Annotated in this window: 21 protein-coding genes and 1 tRNA gene; 7 read left to right on the forward strand and 15 right to left on the reverse strand. The window is 41.6% G+C overall.

The annotated features are described in order from the left end of the window. Nucleotides 1-917: 917 nt before the first annotated feature. Nucleotides 918-1,844, forward strand: a complete 927-nt coding sequence (locus Q0688_RS08115; protein ID WP_299074853.1) for a hypothetical protein — start codon at nucleotides 918-920, stop codon at nucleotides 1,842-1,844. A 17-nt stretch (nucleotides 1,845-1,861) separates the two neighbouring features. Here the strand turns inward: Q0688_RS08115 and flgL are convergent, their stop codons facing one another. The 13 genes from flgL to Q0688_RS08180 all read right to left on the reverse strand — a co-directional run bounded on the left by flgL (nucleotide 1,862) and on the right by Q0688_RS08180 (nucleotide 14,826). Then, a complete protein-coding gene (gene flgL / locus Q0688_RS08120; protein WP_299074854.1) occupies nucleotides 1,862-3,085 on the reverse strand; it encodes a flagellar hook-associated protein FlgL in 1,224 nt (407 codons plus the stop codon). Nucleotides 3,086-3,135: 50 nt separating this feature from the next. Further along, nucleotides 3,136-5,298, reverse strand: a complete 2,163-nt coding sequence (gene flgK / locus Q0688_RS08125; protein WP_299074855.1) for a flagellar hook-associated protein FlgK — start codon at nucleotides 5,296-5,298, stop codon at nucleotides 3,136-3,138. Next, entirely contained in the window at nucleotides 5,295-6,287 is a 993-nt protein-coding gene (flgJ, locus tag Q0688_RS08130) for a flagellar assembly peptidoglycan hydrolase FlgJ (protein WP_299074856.1), read from the reverse strand. Before flgJ ends, flgK begins: the two co-directional genes overlap by 4 nt. Nucleotides 6,288-6,299: 12 nt before the next feature. Beyond that, the gene (locus Q0688_RS08135; RefSeq protein ID WP_299074857.1) at nucleotides 6,300-7,412 is read right to left on the reverse strand and encodes a flagellar basal body P-ring protein FlgI; all 1,113 of its coding nucleotides are present in this window, start codon (nucleotides 7,410-7,412) and stop codon (nucleotides 6,300-6,302) included. A gap of 13 nt (nucleotides 7,413-7,425) precedes the next feature. Continuing rightward, on the reverse strand, nucleotides 7,426-8,124 hold the full coding sequence (gene flgH / locus Q0688_RS08140) for a flagellar basal body L-ring protein FlgH (RefSeq protein WP_299074858.1): 699 nt from the start codon (nucleotides 8,122-8,124) through the stop codon (nucleotides 7,426-7,428). Between the two features lie 16 nt (nucleotides 8,125-8,140). After that, nucleotides 8,141-8,929, reverse strand: coding sequence for a flagellar basal-body rod protein FlgG (gene flgG / locus Q0688_RS08145; protein WP_299074859.1), 789 nt, complete (start codon nucleotides 8,927-8,929; stop codon nucleotides 8,141-8,143). Nucleotides 8,930-9,004: 75 nt separating this feature from the next. Further along, nucleotides 9,005-9,748 (reverse strand): flagellar basal body rod protein FlgF, encoded by a 744-nt coding sequence (locus Q0688_RS08150; RefSeq protein WP_299074860.1) that lies wholly within the window; start codon nucleotides 9,746-9,748, stop codon nucleotides 9,005-9,007. Nucleotides 9,749-9,912: 164 nt separating this feature from the next. Continuing rightward, complete coding sequence (gene flgE, locus Q0688_RS08155; RefSeq protein WP_299074861.1) at nucleotides 9,913-11,301, reverse strand: flagellar hook protein FlgE; 1,389 nt, start codon at nucleotides 11,299-11,301, stop codon at nucleotides 9,913-9,915. Between the two features lie 14 nt (nucleotides 11,302-11,315). Beyond that, nucleotides 11,316-12,023: a flagellar hook assembly protein FlgD gene (locus Q0688_RS08160; protein WP_299074862.1), complete on the reverse strand. Its 708-nt coding sequence runs from the start codon at nucleotides 12,021-12,023 to the stop codon at nucleotides 11,316-11,318. A 48-nt stretch (nucleotides 12,024-12,071) separates the two neighbouring features. Continuing rightward, a complete protein-coding gene (flgC, locus tag Q0688_RS08165) occupies nucleotides 12,072-12,494 on the reverse strand; it encodes a flagellar basal body rod protein FlgC (protein WP_299074863.1) in 423 nt (140 codons plus the stop codon). After that, nucleotides 12,494-12,895: a flagellar basal body rod protein FlgB gene (flgB, locus tag Q0688_RS08170; RefSeq protein WP_299074864.1), complete on the reverse strand. Its 402-nt coding sequence runs from the start codon at nucleotides 12,893-12,895 to the stop codon at nucleotides 12,494-12,496. Before flgB ends, flgC begins: the two co-directional genes overlap by 1 nt. Nucleotides 12,896-12,989: 94 nt before the next feature. Then, nucleotides 12,990-13,823, reverse strand: coding sequence for a protein-glutamate O-methyltransferase CheR (locus tag Q0688_RS08175; protein ID WP_299074865.1), 834 nt, complete (start codon nucleotides 13,821-13,823; stop codon nucleotides 12,990-12,992). 79 nt (nucleotides 13,824-13,902) lie between these two features. Further along, on the reverse strand, nucleotides 13,903-14,826 hold the full coding sequence (locus tag Q0688_RS08180; RefSeq protein ID WP_299074866.1) for a chemotaxis protein CheV: 924 nt from the start codon (nucleotides 14,824-14,826) through the stop codon (nucleotides 13,903-13,905). A gap of 250 nt (nucleotides 14,827-15,076) precedes the next feature. Between Q0688_RS08180 and flgA the strand changes: the two genes are divergently transcribed. The 3 genes from flgA (at nucleotide 15,077) to flgN (ending at nucleotide 16,721) form a co-directional block, all read left to right on the forward strand. Then, nucleotides 15,077-15,787: a flagellar basal body P-ring formation chaperone FlgA gene (gene flgA, locus Q0688_RS08185; RefSeq protein ID WP_299074867.1), complete on the forward strand. Its 711-nt coding sequence runs from the start codon at nucleotides 15,077-15,079 to the stop codon at nucleotides 15,785-15,787. Nucleotides 15,788-15,915: 128 nt separating this feature from the next. Then, a complete protein-coding gene (gene flgM / locus Q0688_RS08190; protein ID WP_299074868.1) occupies nucleotides 15,916-16,251 on the forward strand; it encodes a flagellar biosynthesis anti-sigma factor FlgM in 336 nt (111 codons plus the stop codon). A gap of 41 nt (nucleotides 16,252-16,292) precedes the next feature. Continuing rightward, entirely contained in the window at nucleotides 16,293-16,721 is a 429-nt protein-coding gene (gene flgN / locus Q0688_RS08195) for a flagellar export chaperone FlgN (RefSeq protein ID WP_299074869.1), read from the forward strand. Nucleotides 16,722-16,831: 110 nt separating this feature from the next. Here flgN and Q0688_RS08200 read toward each other — a convergent pair whose 3' ends face one another. Next, nucleotides 16,832-17,323 (reverse strand): LPP20 family lipoprotein, encoded by a 492-nt coding sequence (locus Q0688_RS08200; protein WP_299074870.1) that lies wholly within the window; start codon nucleotides 17,321-17,323, stop codon nucleotides 16,832-16,834. Between the two features lie 101 nt (nucleotides 17,324-17,424). After that, nucleotides 17,425-17,550 (reverse strand): hypothetical protein, encoded by a 126-nt coding sequence (locus tag Q0688_RS08205; protein WP_299074871.1) that lies wholly within the window; start codon nucleotides 17,548-17,550, stop codon nucleotides 17,425-17,427. A gap of 83 nt (nucleotides 17,551-17,633) precedes the next feature. On the opposite strand from Q0688_RS08205, the gene Q0688_RS08210 reads away from it, so the two are divergent. The 3 genes from Q0688_RS08210 to Q0688_RS08220 all read left to right on the forward strand — a co-directional run bounded on the left by Q0688_RS08210 (nucleotide 17,634) and on the right by Q0688_RS08220 (nucleotide 19,789). Beyond that, the gene (locus tag Q0688_RS08210; protein ID WP_299074872.1) at nucleotides 17,634-18,791 is read left to right on the forward strand and encodes a flagellar assembly protein FlgT; all 1,158 of its coding nucleotides are present in this window, start codon (nucleotides 17,634-17,636) and stop codon (nucleotides 18,789-18,791) included. Between the two features lie 52 nt (nucleotides 18,792-18,843). Continuing rightward, nucleotides 18,844-18,918, forward strand: a tRNA-Arg gene (locus Q0688_RS08215). Between the two features lie 112 nt (nucleotides 18,919-19,030). Continuing rightward, nucleotides 19,031-19,789: a hypothetical protein gene (locus Q0688_RS08220; protein WP_299074873.1), complete on the forward strand. Its 759-nt coding sequence runs from the start codon at nucleotides 19,031-19,033 to the stop codon at nucleotides 19,787-19,789. The last annotated feature ends 19 nt before the right edge of the window (nucleotides 19,790-19,808 follow it).

Consider the following 19,808-nt stretch of genomic DNA (forward strand, 5'->3'; position numbering starts at 1 on the left):
AAACATGGACTTGACAACTCTTAAAATAATTTCGACAACTATTAATGCAAACGTAGACGGAGGTAATGAATAATGAAATTAACTACAAACAACATCAAAGGAACTAGCGGTACAACTGAGTTTGGAAAAGCATTTATTTCATCGATGTAAACGCCAGGAGTATTAGGTGTCATTGGTAACTTTATTTTAGTGATAAGAGATTAGGTGAAATAACTAACAAGGCCTATTATTAAGACATGATCGTTGGCACCTCTATTTCTCGCAATTTAGCATTTAATTTAAAAAGAGCCACACTCCTTTGTTCTTTCTAGTTGAATCATAGATTGTACTTCTCTATCCACTTTCTTCAGCAATAAAACATTTTACGAAAGAAAGCTCAGAAAAGAATCGGTATTAAATAATTTCAGAATTTTACAAACCAACAAATTTCTATATGGACGAATCATTAGTAATTGATAATTGGTCTTTTAACATTCATAACTCGTCATTAGCCCCGTGTCTCAACAAACCCCTGAAGTCTTAAAATACAACAACGAAAAACTAAGCTTTCAAGAAGAACCTTTGGCTCCCTACTTGGAATTTCATGAAATTGATGACCGTTTTCTCTCTTATTCATCAGAAAATGAACGAGGATACATTGGTGTTTACGTATAAACCCATGGTTTTTCTCCTACACTCTCAGTCCAGACGATGCTGGCGACCGAATAAATCCGGTTGGTTAAATAACACTAATAGAGTAACGATCTTGAATTTAAAAAATCATTACTACTGGCTCTCTCAGAAATTTTATCGACTCATTTGAAATTCCCTTTAACAAAAAATTGCCATCTTCTTCATATACGGCAATTTTTTGCCGCCTTTGCATTTAGTTTTTACTTGAGTTTCAATGGCTTAAATTATTAAAAAAAGTTTAAAAAATGCAGCTTAATTGGCTAGAAAAGATAGGACATAAAGCAAATCACAATGCTTTTGTGGATTTGTGTGAGTTTAAACAACAGTTATTTTGTTGTTACAGAGAAGCAGAAAATCATATTAGTGCCGACGGTTCTATCCGTATTCTGTGCTTAGATCTATCAGGTAATGTTTTGTATTCAGATAAAATCACTGTGCCAAACACAGACTTAAGAGACCCAAAACTAACCCTTACGCCTGAAGGGCAATTGCTACTACTTGCCTATGCTCGGCAAACTTCTGTCAACAATCAAACCATTACTAGGCGTAATTTAACTTGGCTATCACAAACTGGACATACTTGGTCAGCGGCAAAAGAATGTGCCCAAGCAGGATGGTGGTTATGGCGACTAAGGTGGCATAAAGATACGGCCTATGGCTTTGCTTACAACCGAAAGCAAAACGCTATCCATTTATATTCTGGTAATCCAAGAAGAAGCTTTCACCTGCATCAGCCCTATGCCCTAAGTTTAAGTCAGCACAAAAAGGGTTACCCTAATGAAAGCGATATTATTTTTGACAACCAAAAGGCCTATGCGTTGGTTCGAAGAGATGCCGACAGTTATTCAGCGCAACTTGGGCACAGTCGATTTCCGTACAAAAAATGGAAATGGATTGATTTAGGACGTTACATAGGAGGACCAGTGATGTTGGCTCTTGAGGAAAATTTCGCCTTAGTAGCAGGTAGGATTGTCAAACAAGGAAAACTTGTAACAGGGTTACTGAGAATGAATTTGTTGAACGGTGATCTTCAAGAATTATTGATTTTACCCTCTGCAGGAGACAACAGCTATCCAGGCTTAGTATTGAAAGGCACGTTGCTTTACGTTAGTTATTACTCATCTCATGAAGATCACAAAAGTTGTGTGTATTTGGCACAAATCAACATGTGATTATTTCTTACTCAACCCTAAATAAAATCAAATAACGAGGTACCTGTCACTCGATTGAAGGTCGATTGCGCCGCCTGCAAAGCAGTTTCTTGACGGGCTAGCTCAGATACTGCTTCGGCGTAATCGACTTCTTCGATATTTGAGCGGGCCGTTTTATTGGATATCTCAAGATCTAAATTCGAAGCGAAAACTGAATCTGCGGTGTTTCTTCTACCACCCAAGGTGGAAATAGCGTTTTCGATACTGGTGAGTGAATTATCCACTCCCATTAAAGCGTCGGTTAGGGCCTCATCAAAATCAGAATTAGATATATTTTCGTTGTTTAGCGCAATCACAAAATCATTCAACGTTTCGGCAATATTTTTTTTCTGCGGAGGCTCTAATTGGAAATTAACCGTGTCTCCTGGCCCCCCTGTCATACTCACTTCTAATCCCTTATAGAAAATGCCATTACCACTTGAAAAATCTACCGTATCTAGTACCGCACCTGTTCCTACATTGGTAATTTGTGCTTGGGTAGCCGACAAAATACTGATCTGAAATTCATTATTGGCTGGCGTAACGGCGTCATAATTTACCTCATGAAATTTATCAAAAGCCGACTGACCCTGTATATCAACCGCAACATTGGTTGCACCAACCGCACCGCTAATGGTGGTTTTAAGGCGTGCAAAGACATCTTCAAATACATCTAACCCTGAATTATTCATTTGTAGACCAATAGTATCCGAGACTTGAATTTTGTTTTCACCTCCATCTCCTTCGAACGTGTACTTATTTCCTGCTGCACTAGGGTTATATTGAAATGCCGGAGATGCCGACTGAAACCCCGCAAATATATATTCGCCTGCAGGGTTCCGGCTGTTCATCAGCTCAAAGACTTGATCAGTAATTTGACTAATTTCAACCGCTATAGCCTTTCTATCATCTATGCCTACTATGCCATTACCAGATTGCACCATCAGTACTCGCGCTCGGTCTACTGCGTTATTCACACTACTTAAAACCGTTTCTTCTTGCTCTAAACTATTCACCAATAAGTTACTGTTTTTTTTGTACTGATTTATAAGCTCTATCTCTTCGGTCAAGCGTATTACTTGAGCCGTGCCAACCGGATCATCAGAGGGTCGTAACAATTTTTTACCTGACGCCAGCTGCTGCTGAACATCAGACAAATCAGATTGATTTTCTAATACTGATCGAATGCTGCGGTCGTATAATTGCCCTGTGGATATGCGCATAATTTATCCCTTATTAACCTTGGTTTTGATCTAGGCTCTTTTCTTACGGTTTATCTTACTATGCCAAGAATAGTATTAAACAACTCTTGGGCTGTGCCCAGTAATCTAGCGGCGGCCGAATAAGACTGTTGAAATCTGACCAAATTGGCCGCTTCTTCATCTAAACTCACTCCTGAAACTGACTCAAACCAGTCTTTTGATTGAGATTTTAAGGCGTTGGCAGCTTGTAAAGATACATCTGCACTGGATGCCTTCTGGCCTATATCGCTCACAATATTGCCATAAGCTTCGTGAAAACTAATTGGTTGGCCGGATCCCGAATTATTCACTTGCATAGTGTCCTGATTTTGCAAATCAGCCATCACCAAACCATTCCGGTTATCGTTTAACCCATCGGTGTTATAGCCGATAGCAAAACTATCACCGGCTTTAGGTACACCTTGCAATGATAGATCAAATCCTGGGTAGTCATCTAAGGCACTAAATGCAGCTGGCCATGGCGGTGCCGCACCAGCGCTTTCTGCTTGGGCCAAAAGGTTACTCAAATCAGTAGTCCCCGTTACTGTGGTTATAACGGTTCCGGCACTGTCTAACACTTGATATTCATCACTAGCTGTAAATAAAATTTGAGCGGGAGCACCCACACCACCCGCGCCTGTGGGAGAGTTACCCGGTCCATGTATACCACCAGCCCCATCAAAAACAGAGGCTCTACTATCGGAAAAAGTATTATCGACAAAAGTATTAGTGACACTAGTAGAAATCAGCAACGCATCACCTAAGTTATTAAGATCTGCATCCACGCGAATGGGTGAGGCAAGGGCTAAGTCCTCTGGCCTTGTCATAGACACTTCGATACGGTCCGCCGTATCTTTGGTAGGCTGAATTAAAAACTGATCACCAGCCGTGTATCCCGCGCCACTTGCAAATTCTAATTCAATGCCACCTATTACCGGTGAAAAAGTCCCCGTCTGTGCATCTACTGCCGGGTAGTTTTGAGTAATTGGATTACCATTTACATCTGTTACTGGTGAGCCATCAATATTCAAAGCCGACACTGTGATATCTAGTGTTGGGGGTAAACCTGGAGTGACACTATTGATGGTTACTTCATAATCGGCGCTGGTGACTTCACTTCCTGCACCTGGGGTTATGCGTCCATAGACCGAACTAGTAGGGTTAGCATTATTGGGGTAATTTAATCCCGCAATATCCGGTAATGAAAAAACATTCGTGCCAAGTTGTTGATCTAAATCCATCCCCTGACGATTCTGAGTATTAATGGAGTCTGCCAACGCGATAGCAATTTGTCCGAGCTCTCGGCGACTGGTTTCAAGCACTTCATCACGGTATCTAAATAGTCCGCCTATAGTGCCGCCTAATTTTGTTTCGAGTATATTTAATGAAGTAGGTTTACCATTGCTGGTAAGTTGCAATGATTTGTAATTTAAGTCTGCATCATTGTTAACTTCAAATACACTAAATGAACCATCCTCTAACACTAAAGATTCACCAGAGCTTAAATTAACCATCACCGAGCCATCATCCTTAGCACTTTGACGCACTTCAATAGACACTAAACTGGAGAGTTCCAAAATGGCATTATCCCGTTGATTTTTTAACGCACCAGGCTCTTCATGTGGGTTGTTCGCCTGACTAACACGAATTGCGTCATTTAGATCTGCGATAGATTGCACGATTGAGTTTAGGTTATCAATATTGGCATTGACTTCAATGTTGAGCTCTTCTTCTTTATCTCGTAAGAAACCCGACATAGTGCCAATTTGCCCCACTAAGGATCCCGCTTCGCCTAGTACTAACTGCCGACTCGAAATATTTGTAGGGTCATCATTTGCGGTTTGCACCGAACCAAAAAAGCGGCTCATACTGGCAGAAATACTATTGGCTTCACTGGCAAATACATTGTCTATAACAGCGGTTTTGTTGTAGTAATTCTCGAACTCACTTTGCAACGTGGTGTCACGGCGTAGTTGATTCTGCGCAAATATATTGATCACTCTTTCTGTGGTTGAACGCCCAACGCCGCCGGTTAACTGACTTTCAAAGTGAGTACGTTCGCGAACGTAACCTTCAGTATTTACATTGGCAATATTATGACCTGTGGTATTTAACAATTTATTACTGGCGTTAACACCACTTGTGGCAATGGAAAACATATCCGCATTGCGAGAATTATGAGAGCTTGTAATCATTTCATGTTATTCCCAGCACTCAAGGTGCTTAATGGCTCAACTGGATGGCTCTTAAATTGTTCACCTTCTAAAACTGACATCACTTTTGTAGCATAGTCAGGATCGGTGGCGTAGCCGGCTTTTTGTAACTCGGAGAAATAATCATGAGGCGATTGACTTTGCTTTACCGCCTCTGCGTATCGTGCATTTTGTTTTACAAAGCCTACGTAATCTTGCATGGACTCGGCAAAAGAATCATACACTCTAAAGGGCGCCTTCTTGGTCGCTGGCACACCTTGTTTAAACTCTATGGTATCGACTATCGCTCGGTCACCTTGCCAACGCCTATCGGCTTTAATCCCAAACAAATTATGGGAATTTTGTCCTGAAGTGTTGTGGATCATGTGTTGCCCCCAGCCTGTTTCAACTGCTGCTTGAGCTAATAGAGCTTTGGGATCTATGCCTAGTTGCTGGGTAGCCTGCTGCGCGGCGGGATAAAGCTGCTCGATAAAAGACTGGGCATTGTCAAACGCGGCGGTTTTAAACGAGGGAAAAGTTTTTATTGCTTGCTTGTCCAGTACGGCTTGTTGCGCTTGTTGTGTGCTGTCTACAGCATTACGATTGATGCTAGAAATATTACCATCGTTACGCAACGCATCAGCAGGCATATAGCCTTCACCCGAGTTGCCCAGTTGCCGTACTATGATTTCTGCCAAACCTATTGTACCACTACTGGATAAATCAGTAGCTATCTGCGTATCGTGCATATCTCGATAAAACTTCACTTGCTGAGAATTAAATGGGCTGTCTTTATCCGCCATCACATCTTGGGCTTTACGCATAGACTTAAGCATCATTTGCACAAAAACGGCTTCGAACTGCTTAGCTGCTTCGTCCAATGCCTTGCTGTCGCCACTTTGTGCAGCGCGGCGCAATTTATCTAAGCCTTTAATATCATTGGCATTTCTAGATAATTCTAGTGGGTCTTTAGTGATAAATGACTGTTCCATAATAGATAACCTTTAAATGACGACCAAGTCGCCCTGCAAAGCACCTGCTTCTCGTAGTGCCTCTAAAATCGCCATAAGGTCACCTGGTGCTGCACCCACTTCATTCACTGCTCTAACCAACTCATCCAAGGTAACGCCTGGGTTAAAGTTAAACATCCGAGTATCATCTAGATTCACATCGACAATGGATTGAGTTGTGACTACAGTCTCCCCTTCGGCCAAGGCATTAGGCTGCGAGACAGTTTGATTTTCTGCAATTGTGACTGTTAACCCTCCATGGGTAATGGCGGCTGGCAAAAGGCGTACATCTTCGCCAATCACTATGGTACCGGTGCGACTGTTGATCACTACTCGAGCCGAGGCTTTAGCAGGAGTAAACTCGAAGTTCTCTAGCGTGGCCAGAAACCCTACTCTTTGCCCCACATCTCTGGGTGCCGTGACCCTTACCGACGCGGCATCGATAGGCGTAGCAATAACATAGCCTTTACTGGGATCAGCGCCTAACCGTCTGTTAATAGTTTCGGCTAAGATTTTAGCGGTTGAAAAATCAGGATACTTCAAGTTAAGGGTTAAAAAGTCATTCTGCATAAAGCCACTTGCCACGGCCCGCTCAACCAAACCACCGTTAGCAATTCTCCCTACAGTAGGCGTGTTGACCACTATTTTTGAGCCATCTCCCCCTTGGGCGCCAAAACCACTCACCACTAAACTACCTTGAGCTATGGCATAAACATTACCATCTAAACCCTTTAGGAAAGTTTGTATCAAGGTGCCCCCTTGTAAACTAGCCGCTTCTCCGATAGAAGAAACAGTGACATCTATGGTCTGTCCTGGTTTGATAAAAGGCGGCAAAATGGCATGCACAGCAACGGCGGCAACGTTCTTAATTTTTGGCTTTAGGCTTGGATCTAGACTGATACCAAAGTTTGTTAACATGGTGCGAAAACTTTGTTCGGTAAAGGGGCTTTGTTCACCGGTTCCGGGTAAGCCCACCACTAAGCCATAACCCACTAATTGGTTACTTCTTACTCCTTGCACCGAAGCTAAATCTTTTATGCGCTGGGCAAAAGTGACAGGAGTCATTAATAAACTCGTCATTAACAACAATTTTATAAATGCTTTCATACTATCCTCCATCTTAAAACGGCCAATATTCAGATGAGAAAAAGCCGCTTAACCAGCCTTCTTGATGAGAAGTAGCAAAGCTACCTGTGCCGCTATATTGAATTCGAGCGTTGGCGATTTTAGTTGACTCTATTTCGTTGGTCGGGCTCACATCAGCAGGACGTACCACACCCGTTAAGCGAATATATTCGTCCCCGTTGTTCAAGGTGAGCCACTTTTCTCCTCTCACCAGCAAGTTTTGATTGGCCAACACTTGCACCACAGTGACAGAAATATTACCCACTAGGTTGTTACTTTGATTGGTTGAGGCATCACCGGCAAACTCGTTGCTTGTGCCTACCCCTAACTGGATCGCTTCACTGCCGATATTAACGTTGTTGCCTCCGAGTCCAACAATAGGGTTAACTTCAACATCGGTAGCCTTAGATGTACTGGTACCTGCTGATTTAGTGGCGCGGGTATTTTCTAGCAAGTTAACGGTAATAATATCGCCAACCCGTCTAGCTTTTACATCAGAGTACAAACTGTTAGCCATATCAGACTGAAAAATTGAGCCGTCTTCGGTTACTTTTTGCCTAGGGATCTCTGGCAATATCGGGGCATAAAAGGGATCATTCGGCAAAGGTTGATGACTATCCGTCGATTGACACCCACTTAACAGTACTATGCCTAAACAGATATAAAATAAATTGCGTAACCTTGACTTAATCATCTCTGTATTACTCTTATTAAAGCTGCTGTATAACTTGACCCAACATCGAGTCAACGGCTGAAATAACTTTTGAGTTCATCTCGTATAATCGCTGGCTTTCTATCAAGTTGACTAACTCTTCTGTGACATTCACATTTGAAGTTTCTAGCGCCCCTTGCACTATAGTGCCTATGCCTTCCAAACCCGGCACCCCTTGTATAGGCGCACCACTCACGGCTGTTTCTACATACAAATTTTGCCCTGTTGGCTGCAAACCAGTAGGGTTGATGAAATCAGATAGATTAATTTGTCCTAAAACTTGGGGATCGGCTTGTCCACGCACCGCAGCCGATACTTCACCGTCCTGAGAAATAGTAATTTGCTGAGCATTTTCGGGAACGGTAATTGTTGGCTGTAATAAGAAGCCAGCGCCAGGTGTCACAATCTGCCCTTGATCGTTCATAGTAAACTGACCGTTTCTGGTGTACGCAGTGCTGCCGTCGGGCTGCAATATTTCAAAATACCCTTTACCCTGCACCATCATATCCAAAGCATTTTCTGTGGTTAGCATATTGCCTTGGGTATGGGCCTTTTGGGTTGCTACTACTTTACTACCTGCACCTAACATCAAACCCGATGGCAACTCAGTATCGGCTGAAGAGCGCCCACCAGGTTGATTGATATTTTGATACAGTAAGTCTTCAAAAATAGCACGATCCTTTTTAAAGCCCACTGTGCTGGCATTCGCCAAGTTATTGGATATAACGGCCACATCAGTTTGTGCGGCATCTAAACCGGTTTTACTAATCCACAATGCAGGATGCATAAATTCTCTCCTAAAAAAATCGTTCGTTAACTGTTTTAGCTAACGCTGAGTGATAAACCACTCCCAACAAATATCCTAAATAATACGTAACAGTGAATTACCACGGGTATCTATCTCTTTTGCTTGCTTCATCATCTTGACTTGCATTTCGTAATGTCGTTGTAAGCTGATCATATTCACCATTTCTTCTACGGGGTTAACATTGCTGCCTTCTAACACGCCTGTGCGAATATTGACTTGCAAATCAACCTCTGCCAATTCGCCACTTTTTAGTCGAAACAAACCGTCTGAACCACGCTCCATGTCTCGTACGTTAGGGTTCACAAGTTTCAAGTTACCTACTTCTTCTAAAACGGTGGCAGGCGCCCCTTGAGGCCGAACTGACAAGGTGCCGTCATTGGCGATATTGATATTGGACAAAGGAATAGGTAGAAAGACCGGGCCACCATCACCTACTATGGTATTGCCGTGGGAATCTTTAAGCTCACCATTTGGCCCTAGTTCGAAACTGCCGTTACGGCTATAAGCTTCATTGCCTTGGGCATCTAGCACCGAAAACCAGCCATCACCTTGGATCGCTAAATCGAGTTCACGACCCGTTTGTATCTGGGCCCCCCCATCAAAGTTATTAACGGCATTTTCTGTCATCGAAAAGACTCGAGTAGGCAAACCTTCGCCAAAAGCGGGCATAGCACGGGCTTGCTCTAGTTGAGCCTTAAAGCCTGTTGTTTGGGCATTAGCCAAATTATTAGCGCGAACAGACGCACCTAATAAGTCTTGTTTAGCGCCACTGGCGGCAATGTATAACAGTTTATCCATGACAGTTTATTGACTTTGATGAAACATAAACAAACACAATGCAATTAAAGTGCCATCAAATTTATGAAGAGAAATATTTGTTATAAGAAAGCGAAGTTTTAAGAGGATGTGTAAAATAAAAGGCTGCATAAAGCAGCCTTAAACACTATTTAATGAATGAATACCTATCGGATATTCAATACCGTTTGATTAAGCTGGTTATTCACTTCTAACGCTCTAGAGTTAGCTTGGAAGTTTCGCTGGGCGATGATCATATCAATCAATTCGGTCGTAAGATTAACATTGGCTTGCTCTAACGCAGATGAGTTAATTTCACCAAAGGTACCTGTGGTCGCTTCACCTGCGAGAGCTTCACCAGATAAGATACTCTCTTGCCATTGAGTACCACTTTGCTGGGTTAAGCCTTGATCATTGGCAAATCGAATTAGTGCCACCCGTACGATGGGCTCTGAGGTACCATTAGAATAAGTGGCTCGTACCAACCCATCAGGACCAATATCGATGCCAGTTAAACGTCCAACTGGTAAACCATTTTGCTCTAACGATGTAACTTCAAATGCAGAAGCAAATTGAGTTGGCTCGCTAGGCGTAGCATTGGTTGGATCTAAAGCAAAATTTGTCGTAATAGCTTGAGTTGGATCTGAACCATTGGTGAAAATTGCAGCACCCACTGCTATGGATTGAAGATCGCCCGTAGGGATATTGGTTCCATCTGAATTTTGAGTCGTTAGAAAATCCCCGCCGTTGCTAAATGTCATGCGAAATCCAGACACACCAGCACCTAAAAATGTTTCGCCAACAACATTCGGCCCTGTACCACCAGCTGCACCTGCACCGGGTATGTCCCCTTCCGTTTCCAAAGGTAAGTCATCTAAGTACGTCACACCAACCCATTCGTTTCCTGCGGCAGCGCTATCTTTCATAAAATAGTAAGTCATAACATGACTGTCGCCCAATGTATCAAATACCGTAACTGAAGTGGCAGCATTATATGTGAGTGGATCATCAGGATTGAATAAGTCCACATCAACAGCATCTGCCCCTGCGGGTAGATTCATTTTTAATGCCACTTCTGTTGTTTCTTGAGGCGCGCCTGAAGAATCAGGAATACGAACCGGTACTGTGGTACTTAATGCCACAGATGAAGAACTACCGTCTGGGTTTACCGGGAACCCCAATAAATTATCACCAGCAGAATTCACCACAAAATTATCTGAGTCTAATTTAAATTGACCTGCTCGAGTAAAAGAAAAGTCCCTGGAGTCTATCTCTGGGATAGTGCCAAAAAATCCGTTTCCGGTAATAGCCAAGTCCAATGAATTATTGGTAAATTGCAAGCTACCTTGAGAAAACTGTTGCGCCACTTCTTGAGTGAGCACCCCATCCCCGACTTTGGTTTTACCACCGGCCAATAATGACTGGGCATATACATCACCAAATTCGGCGCGGGACTCTTTAAAGCCTACCGTGTTGACGTTAGCAATGTTGTTTGCTGTTGTATCTAGGTCTTTTTGTGCTGCTGACACACCACTTAATGCTATATTAAAAGACATTGTTGCTTCTCCTGTTAACCGCCGATTTGAAGGACTTCGTCAAGCTTAACGCTTACGTCACCATCCAAATTAAGAATAATACCTTGGCTACTGCCTGCTAAACTGACACTGTCTACATGCCTATTTATGGCTGTGACCAGTGTTTCTTCTTCACCGTTTACTTTACCTTGGGCTTTAACCACATAATCACCGGGAGGCAATTGATTGCCGCTGGCATCTGTGCCGTCCCAATTAAATTCCACATTACCCGTACCTTGTGTACCTGCGTTGATCACTTTAAGTACTTCGCCGGTTTGATTTTCAATGGTAATTTCTAATTCTCGGGTGGTGCCTTCGTTAATCACCACACCGCTAATACCTTCTCCGGGTTGAGATATATGCCCAATACTTGCTGGTAGTAGTACATCTTGGCCAATCAAACTCGACGCTTGCAATGCCTGACTAGAGGTCATCGAACTCGCAAAATCGGTAAACTGAGTATTGAGTTGCTCAATACCATCAGCCATAGTGAAACTCGTCATCTGGGCCACCATTTGATCATTATCAACAGGTTTTGTTGGATCTTGATTAGCAAGCTGCTCAGTCAGTAGTGAGAAAAAGTCTTCTTGGGTTAAACGTTCATTACCGTTTGCAGTATTAGCTCGCTCTTCATCGGTGATCCTGCCATCGGGATCTCGCTCCCAAAAAAGATTACTATTTAAATCATTTGATACTGTATTCACAATTTCCCCTCCCGATTTCTTATGCTACTCACTTGGCTACAGATCATGTTATTGCCCCTGTCCCAGTCTTAGAACACGCCTAAAAATCCGCTTGGTGGTGTCGGCTACTTGTACATTGGTTTCGTAGGCTTTGGAGGCTGACATCATATTTGCCATTTCCTCAACTACATTTACATTTGGCTTATAAATGTAACCATTCTCATCAGACATAGGATGTCCTGGGCTATATTCAATTTGCAGCGGTTTAGCGCTCTCTACTACCCCTAACACTTTGACTCTAGAGCCAGGATTTTGTAAACCTGATGCCTGATCTAATTCTGCGGCAAAAACAGGATGGCGAGCCTTATAGGTTTGATCATAACTACTACTCACACTGTTAGCGTTTGCCACGTTACTGGCAGTAGTATTTAAACGCACACTTTGAGCACTCATTCCTGTACTGGCTATGTCCATCACGTTAAATAAGCTCATTATTGTTGCCCTCCGCTGATGGCCTTTTTCATGCCTTTAATTTTGCCATTAAGAAACTCCATACCAGCCTGATAACGTAGGCCATTGTCTAAGAAGGTATTTCTCTCTATTTGTACATCCACAGTATTGCCATCACCTGTATCGGGCTGATTGGGGATCCGAAATTGCAATTCACCTGTGCTCTGCACCGCACCTTTTATATGATTTTCATGAGTACGTGTCAGGTTTTGACTTGCAGACTGCTGGGCGCTTTTCATAGCCTTTTGAAAGTCGATATCTCGTGCCTTATAACCTGGAGTATTAGCATTCGCTAAGTTTCCAGAGAGCACTTCCATCCGCTGGGTTCTTACCTGTAGGGCTTTGTGATGAAACCCCATCAATTTGTCTAGGTTAATAGCCATGTATTTCTCCTCTATGGGTAGAAACTAGCAAAGGCTGTGCCACAGATGATAAAAAACACAAAATTAAAGGTAAGAAGTGAAATAAGGTAGGGTTTTACTGAGGTTTTTTACGATAATAAAGGCCAGGACTGCACCTAACCATAGTAAATGCTTCGGTCAAACCAGAGATTGATTCCGAGGCACCAAGGAATAATATGCCGTCGTCTTGCAGGCAAGCGGCAATCTTTTGCAGTATTTGAATTTTCACTTCAGGGGAGAAATAAATTAATACGTTACGACAAAAAATGATATCGAACTTACCCACCGATGCATAACTATCTAGCAGGTTAAGAGACTTAAACTTAGTTAACGCTTTAACCTCAGATTTTAACTTCAACTTGCCATCATCTGCCGGTTCAAAAAAATCAGTTCTAAATTGTGCGGGCAAACCACGAGATATAGCGAGTTGATCGTACTCAGCATGTCGACAGCGTTGCAGCATTTCTTCTGAAATATCTGTCCCGACAATATCAATGCCGGCTCGAAAGCTGCTGCTTTGTTGTTTTTTAAAATTCAAGATTGTCATAGCGATGGAGTAGGCTTCTTGACCCGACGAACAGGCCGCACTCCAAATACGCAACGATTTATTTCTATCAGAAAACTGACTAAGCAATGAACTTTTAAGCAATTTAAAAGGATAATCATCACGAAACCATAAGGTTTCATTGGTTGTCATGGCTTCTATGGCAGCCGCTTGATGTTGTCGATTGCCTTTAACGACTGAGTCAACAAACTCATTAATTGAAGCACTGTTAAAGCGCTTCATTAAAGGTGTCAATCTACTGCGTACTAAATACTGCTTGTTCTCACCAAGAACAATGCCACAGGCCTGTTCAAGAAAATAACTAAATGCAGCATAGTGATGCTGATCAACTTCTTTTTCCTTCACTCATTACGTCCTAACAGCATCGTCTGCATCAATAATACCCTTTGCTAATTAATCTAATCAATCATTCACTCGGCAGCTATTAATCGTTGCCAAACCACTTATGCACTGAAGTGGCCAATTCATCTGGGTGAAACTTAGCAATAAAATCGTCTGCACCGACTTTTTCAACCATGGCCTGATTAAACACGCCACTTAAAGATGTGTGAAGAATTACATGAAGTTTTTTAAGCTCTGGCGTATTTCTAATCTCGGCGGTTAGGGTGTAACCATCCATTTCAGGCATTTCGATATCGGATATCAACACCCCTACTTTGTCAGTTATATCACCTGTATCCGCAGCGATTTCTTTTAGTCTTTCTAAGGCTTCAAGGCCATTTTTTGCCAACTCAATTTTTAGACCAAAAGAAGACAGTGCTTTTTTAACTTGGTTTCTAGCCACCGAGGAATCATCAGCGATAAAGATAATTTTTTCTTGTTCATTTTCGACTTGAATACCAGTTGCGACATCGTCACTCAAATCTGTATTTACAGGTGATATTTCATTTAAGATTTTTTCTACATCCAAAATTTCAATTAATTCACCTTCTATTTGAGTCACCGCTGTTAAATAACTAACTCGACCACTACCTTTAGGTGGAGGCATGATCGACTGCCAATTTGTGTTGACAATACGTTCGACTGAACTAACCAAAAACCCTTGAACTGAACTATTGTATTCAGCGATTACAATAAATGCGGTACTTAGATCTTCAATCTTCTTACCACCAACGGCCAAGCTCATATCAATCACCGATATAGTCTGACCACGAATATGCGCAATCCCCCTAACCAGCCTATTTAATTTAGGCATAGAGGTTAATTTTGGACATTGTAATACTTCACGCACTTTAAATACGTTAATGCCAAATCGTTGTCTTGAATTGAGTTTGAATAACAACAATTCTAATCTATTTTCACCAACCAATTGAGTCCGTTGGTTGACCGAGTTAAGAATTTCAGACATGTATAACTCCATTACAAATTAAAAGCGGCGTAACTTTTGCTTAACTGATACTTATATATTCGGTTGCGCGTTATAAAGTGCAGTTAGACTACAACGTCTGTGCACTATACCGCAACAAATTGACATTTAACTTGGCCAATTAACTAAGCTTAGCAACGATAGACGTAAAAATATTATATTAGCGTCTAAAATTTGACGCTTTATGCTTTAGTAAAATGCCAATAGCATAACAATTTAATAACAAGTGAACATGAATAAATTATATTATTACCAAGCATTCGCCAGACTAATCACTATTGCTACTTGTATGTATACCGGTATAACGGCGGCTGATGAAAATAACTTAGCCAGAACACAATTGGTAAACCAAGCAGAGCAATTTGTATTAAACCAACTTAATCCTAAAAATAACAAAACCGTTGACGTAGTAGCAATGCCAATTGATAAACGGGTTAAGGTACCAAATTGCCCCTCAGCCCTAAAATTTTCTGCGAGTGAAGACGCCCTTAGCCAGTCAAATGTTACAGTAAAAGCGGAATGTATGGACAACAATTGGTATATGTTTATGGTAATTAAAGCCACCGAAACTCAAGCTGTTGTTGTTTTATCTAGTGCTGTCAGTCCTGGTACCTTACTAACGCCTAATAACGTCCATATAGTAAATATGAATAAAAAGCGTTTAAGAAGCAGCACCTTTGCCGATACAAAAGATGTTATTGGCGCGAGGATCAAACGTAGAGTCTCAGCGGGAAGACCAATTGATCCTAATAACTTATGCTTTGTGTGCAAAGGCGACAGTGTGACTATTTCTGCAGGCACCTCAACCATGCAAGTTAAAACCAGCGGGGTGGCACTAGAAGACGGTCGAATGGGTGAAACAATACAAGTCAGAAATAGACGTTCTAACAAGAAAATATCTGCTCGCGTCGCCAGTACAGGCCAAGTAGAAATTAGTATTTAACCTGACGCAAAGACAGTGGCCCTTGGTTTTTATTCATTTAGTGCTGTAATTTGATTTTTTTGTTAAAGTATTCGAGAACGTGGCCGATAACAAAAATGAGGTTAATTTTAAGGTGGGGAGTATTTTTTATGGCTATTAACAATATAAACAACGGTGGCCCCAAAGCGCCGATCGATAATCAGAAGCTTAGCCAACAGCAGCAGGCTTTGAATAAAGGCAATTCTCAGCAAGCTGACGCACAAAAAAGTGCGGCAACAGGTGCTCGTTTGGATTCAGTGTCATTAACTTCATCTGCGCAGCAGCTTAATCAAGTTCAGAAGAAAGGTGTAGAAGCACCTGTCAATCAAGAAAAGGTTGATAAATTGAAAAAAGCGATTCAAAACGGTGAATATCAAATAAACCCTGAATCAATGGCTCGAAAGATATCCACATTAGAAGCAGAATTATTTGGCACTAAAGCGTAAAGGCAGCATAATGAAGCCTGTCTTTACCTGTGATAAATCTTATGTCTGAATTAAAAGAAGCTATAACAAGTCAACATAAACACCTATTAGAATTACAACAAATCCTAGAAACAGAACTTCACCTTATCAGCAGCAGAGATGCTGAATCACTGATTAACCTTTTAAAGACCAAAGAGGCTTTACTTGATTCCGTTGGGCAACAAGATACTGTAATTGCCAACTTATATCAGCAAGCAAGCCAAGAGCAAAAAGATGAAGCTGAACTTGTATCCCTTCTAGATGATGCAAAAGAAATGGTTTCCCAATGCCAATTTCGCACCAAAATCAATCAAACCGCGGTCGAACAAGGGCAATTACGGCTTGAACACCTTCGTAATCTTTTACTCGAATCGAGAGCGAAAGAATCCATGACCTATGATAAAAGTGGCCGCACTAAAGGCGGCAATTCTGGTGGCGGAGTCAGTGCCTAAACGAGCTAAGAGTCTCGGGTGGCCAGCAAAGAGTAGCGCCAATATGGTTATAATTCTCAAATTCTAATCTGTAAGTTAATAGCTTGAAACTCGCGGCTCGAAACTGTTATTTAATAATAATGAACCTTTTTTACACGCTTGGGACGGGCTGTTGATAGATAAATGTCATTGACTAGCTTAAAGTCTAATTCTAGCTCTGTGGCATAAGTGTCGTTACCCACAGGATAACTTTTCACGACTTTAGCTGCACGGATTACGCCTTGTACTGAGCTATTTAACTGAGTATTTTGCATGACTAAGCTGCTTAAAGACTGGTCTCCATCTAATTTTTGACCATATACCTGCTCTGTTAATTCTCGGTATGCATCTAACTTTGACGCTTTGAGTGCCATCAACATTTTGCTGGACTCACTTGCTCCTTTTTGAATTGAAATTGGTGCATAACCCACGGCTGAAAGAATAGGGTAATTCTCGGGGGCAACTGTTTCCCATTCAACATGTTTGCTGAAAAGGTTGCTACAGCCCGCCAAACTCACAGTTACCAAAAGGATCGCAATCAAACCTAGTCTGCCCAAATTGTTAATCTTAAACCTTGTCACCATTTTCTCACTCCAACTTGCAAAAAAGCACCATCACTTTGTATTTATAATGCAATGATTGCGCCACAAAGTTTTGACAGCCATCAGTCCTTAAAAACGCGTGATTAACGAGTGGTATCGGCTTCTAACAAGGCTTGAAGTGACTCATCCCACTGCTTTCTGGCTGTATGATTGACAGGAAGGATAGCTATTAATTCACATAGGTATGATTTGTGCTTAAGTAAATACATGACAGTCATCCAAAGCAATATTAGACTGAAAATTGACTAAATATCTATCACAACAATCAGGTTAGGCAGTTTAAAGGTATGTTATGCAACTAAAAAAAATCATTCAAATAACCGCCCTGTTGCTGATGATCTCAAAGAGTCATTCAGCATTGGCCATCTGGTTTGAAGCCACAGGTCAGGCGGTTATTCATAACGGTGAGAAGGCCGCAGCGCGTCAACAAGCAACCCAAGAAGCCATAAAGCAAGCTCTATTGTTCTCTGGGGCGTCGGTCACCAGCATTCAATCTCTTGTCAATGGATTATTAGAAGACGACCGTTTTGAGATCCGTGCTTCGGGAGAAGTAAGTAATATAGAGTTGATTGATGAAATTTATCATGACGACTATGTAACTGTTTCCATAAGAGCCGATATATTTCCACAACAAGCCCTATGTGCAGCGGCAGATTACAAAAAAAATATTGTGACGACTTGGTATAACATTAATAAGCGGCAACAAGCTGCCGTGGGCAACCTGTATGATTTTGGTAGAGTCTTAGCAGAAAAACTACAAGTTGAAACACAAAAATATGGAAAGCATGCGGTTATCCATAGTGTCGAACCATACTATTTGACCTCTCCAGATAAAGAAAAAAAATCGGCAGCCTACAGCCTAGCCAGAAAAACCAATGCACAGTATGTTCTATTTGGTGAAATAGTTGAATTTGCTGTTGAAACAACAATTTCCCCAAGGCTAGCATTTTGGGAAAGCGACAAGAGTACCCGTAATCTTACATTGACCCTTTCAATGTATGACGGCAATACGGGTGAAATGGTGTTTCAAAATACTCATTCAAGCGCTGCTTTATGGGGCTTTGCACCACATAAATCTATTAACAGTCGTAGTCATCAACTGTGGAATTCGAATTTTGGCTTGGAGACGAAGAAAATATTACAATCAGTAGTACAACTAATAGATGAATCTGTAAGTTGTCTACCTGCATACGGGCGAGTCTTAAAAGTAGCAAATGAGAGTCTTAGTATTAATATTGGAAAGCACAATGGCGTTAAACAAGGCGACACTTTAACCTTGTTTCAAGCCAATCAATTTTTCGACAGCCAGAATCTCCCTCACAGACAATTTCAGCTACATCCACAACGAGTAATAGTCACTCAAGTATATGCGGATACAGCTATTGTTGAATCAGCTACAGGCGCCCCACTGGCGAATATTCAAGCAAACGATTTTGTCGCAAGACGATAGAGGGTTTAAATCCAGTCTCAGCTAGTACATAATGCTTCGCGCTAAACGCGTCGTCCCCTTAGTTTAATGGATAAAACAAGGACCTCCTAAGTCTTAGATATAGGTTCGATTCCTGTAGGGGACGCCAAACTATTTTATAGTGATTTGACAAATTCAAACACTTTCTACTCTTTGCTCTATCCTATTGTTTAGATAGCTATGTATAATCAATTCCATATTTAACATTGATAAAGAATGACATGGCTACCGATCCTATAGATGACATGCCCAAAATTAGGCTAGAGAAAGATGACTTGGAGTCATTTCATCGCACCAGAGCACAAACAACTAAGAAAGGCGCAAAGAAAAACAGCAAGGAGAACGAATCAAGCTCAGCTTCTAATTCTCCTTCATGGTTATCTTTTCTATTTTTTCTTGTGGTAATTATTGGCGCGGCGAGTTATTGGTCGTTTGAGCAATATAAAGTATTACTTCACGCCCAAAACCGTATTACAGAGTTAGAAAACCGCTTATCTGCTACAGGTGAAGATATGGACCAGTCTGCCGCTGCCTTGCAAGTTAAGGTCTCTGAACTCAGTGCCAAAACCGAAGACCTATGGGGCCAAATGGATAAGCTTTGGGCATCCGCTTGGCGACGCAATCAGTCTGAAATTGGTGATTTAAATAAAACCGTAATGACCCTAAAAGCATCGAGTGAAAAAAGTACGAAGACTTTACAGCTTGAAACAGCGGATAACAACACAGCCCTTGGCTTGGTTCAAGAACAACTCGAAAGTCAAGCAAGCTTATTAAAACAGTTAAATGCAAAATTTAATGACATCAATAATGTAGATGCCGATTTTGAACAACAACTAGAGAATTTGCGGGAAAAATTAATCGCGACGGCATTGGCCAATAATGACTTAACTAATCAAATTGATGATTTGCGCAGAAGAGTTGCGGCAGCAGAGAAAAAAGCCAATCACGTAGAAAAGCTGCTTACTGGCCCCACCTCCTAGCAGAATAATACAACCAACC

The organism is uncultured Paraglaciecola sp., from assembly GCF_937123705.1.
In the GTDB taxonomy this organism is placed as follows: domain Bacteria; phylum Pseudomonadota; class Gammaproteobacteria; order Enterobacterales; family Alteromonadaceae; genus Paraglaciecola.

Coding starts and splice junctions, on each gene's coding strand:
- Q0688_RS08115 (WP_299074853.1), top strand. CDS start 918: ATGCAGCTTAATTGGCTAGAAAAGATAGGACATAAAGCAAATCACAAT.
- flgL (WP_299074854.1), bottom strand. CDS start 3,085: ATGCGCATATCCACAGGGCAATTATACGACCGCAGCATTCGATCAGTA.
- flgK (WP_299074855.1), bottom strand. CDS start 5,298: ATGATTACAAGCTCTCATAATTCTCGCAATGCGGATATGTTTTCCATT.
- flgJ (WP_299074856.1), bottom strand. CDS start 6,287: ATGGAACAGTCATTTATCACTAAAGACCCACTAGAATTATCTAGAAAT.
- Q0688_RS08135 (WP_299074857.1), bottom strand. CDS start 7,412: ATGAAAGCATTTATAAAATTGTTGTTAATGACGAGTTTATTAATGACT.
- flgH (WP_299074858.1), bottom strand. CDS start 8,124: ATGATTAAGTCAAGGTTACGCAATTTATTTTATATCTGTTTAGGCATA.
- flgG (WP_299074859.1), bottom strand. CDS start 8,929: ATGCATCCTGCATTGTGGATTAGTAAAACCGGTTTAGATGCCGCACAA.
- Q0688_RS08150 (WP_299074860.1), bottom strand. CDS start 9,748: ATGGATAAACTGTTATACATTGCCGCCAGTGGCGCTAAACAAGACTTA.
- flgE (WP_299074861.1), bottom strand. CDS start 11,301: ATGTCTTTTAATATAGCATTAAGTGGTGTGTCAGCAGCACAAAAAGAC.
- flgC (WP_299074863.1), bottom strand. CDS start 12,494: ATGAGCTTATTTAACGTGATGGACATAGCCAGTACAGGAATGAGTGCT.
- flgB (WP_299074864.1), bottom strand. CDS start 12,895: ATGGCTATTAACCTAGACAAATTGATGGGGTTTCATCACAAAGCCCTA.
- Q0688_RS08180 (WP_299074866.1), bottom strand. CDS start 14,826: ATGTCTGAAATTCTTAACTCGGTCAACCAACGGACTCAATTGGTTGGT.
- flgA (WP_299074867.1), top strand. CDS start 15,077: ATGAATAAATTATATTATTACCAAGCATTCGCCAGACTAATCACTATT.
- flgM (WP_299074868.1), top strand. CDS start 15,916: ATGGCTATTAACAATATAAACAACGGTGGCCCCAAAGCGCCGATCGAT.
- flgN (WP_299074869.1), top strand. CDS start 16,293: ATGTCTGAATTAAAAGAAGCTATAACAAGTCAACATAAACACCTATTA.
- Q0688_RS08200 (WP_299074870.1), bottom strand. CDS start 17,323: ATGGTGACAAGGTTTAAGATTAACAATTTGGGCAGACTAGGTTTGATT.
- Q0688_RS08205 (WP_299074871.1), bottom strand. CDS start 17,550: ATGTATTTACTTAAGCACAAATCATACCTATGTGAATTAATAGCTATC.
- Q0688_RS08210 (WP_299074872.1), top strand. CDS start 17,634: ATGCAACTAAAAAAAATCATTCAAATAACCGCCCTGTTGCTGATGATC.
- Q0688_RS08220 (WP_299074873.1), top strand. CDS start 19,031: ATGGCTACCGATCCTATAGATGACATGCCCAAAATTAGGCTAGAGAAA.